Genomic DNA, 1,009 nt, shown 5'->3' with positions numbered 1-1,009 from the left:
TCTGCCCAGATCTGGATCAGAATGAGGATGGAAGCATTGGCTCCTTGGCAGATGTCCTGTGGCAGTCCACTGTCTGGTATTTCTGGTGGGATTGATGGGAGGTGCGACCAATGACAGAATATCAGAAAACCTATATCGAACTAAAAAAACAGTTTGTTGCGACCAATGAAGGTCCAGACAATGTCCGCGCTCTATATACCTTCAAGGAAGAACTTGAGCAGAGTGAGGATCAGCAGGCCAAGGAAGTGCTGGTGGATGTATATGACCTGCTGGACTTTAAGAAGGACGCCTACGAACTGCTCTGCCAAATCGGAAATCGTTCCGATAAAAAGACCCTCAAGCGGCTGGGCACGCTGAAGGACTATGCGGAAAACTGGGGCAATCATTATGCTCTCCCCAAGCCCAAAACGCCGGAGGAAAAGCAGAAAGAGAAGGAACGGCAGGCCCAGCTGGGCCTGCCCGCCTTCCGGTATCACCCAAACCCTCTGGAAACTGGGGCTTTTGAGGAATCCGCAGACGGCGTTGTCTGCGACTGCTGTGGCAAGACGACCCATATTTTCTATACCAATCCGTTCTTTTCAGTGGAGGATATTGCATATCTGTGCCCAGAGTGCATCGCCAACGGCGAAGCAGCCCGGAAATATGACGGTAGTTTTCAAGATGATTTCTCTGTGGACGATGGTGTAGACGATCCGGAGAAGCTGGACGAGTTGATCCACCGCACCCCCGGCTACTCCGGCTGGCAGCAGGAATACTGGCGCGCCCATTGTGGTGACTATTGCGCCTATTTGGGTAATGTGGGAGCCAGAGAACTGCGGGCACTGGGTGTGCTGGAGGAGGTGCTGGACGACCCCATGTGGGACGAGGAGCAGAAGGGAATGATCCGGGAATCCGTCAATGGCGGGCATCTGCAATGCTATCTGTTCCAGTGCCTCCACTGTGGAAAGCACCTGGTCTGGATGGATTTTGATTGAGGTGGCAACATGGAGAGGAAGGATTTTCCCAAGGG

The 1,009-nt window shown here is 53.0% G+C and carries 1 protein-coding gene; it reads left to right on the top strand.

Going from position 1 to position 1,009, the window contains the following annotated elements:
- Positions 1-110 precede the first annotated feature (110 nt).
- Positions 111-974, top strand: a complete 864-nt coding sequence (locus tag ACZMB2_RS14440; protein WP_487597231.1) for a CbrC family protein — start codon at positions 111-113, stop codon at positions 972-974.
- Positions 975-1,009: the final 35 nt, after the last annotated feature.

The organism is Hominiventricola sp. (assembly GCF_057604405.1).
The sequence above is the reverse complement of the archived record's forward strand: the minus strand, read 5'-3'. Positions and strand labels throughout refer to the sequence as shown.

Coding starts and splice junctions, on each gene's coding strand:
- ACZMB2_RS14440 (WP_487597231.1), top strand. CDS start 111: ATGACAGAATATCAGAAAACCTATATCGAACTAAAAAAACAGTTTGTT.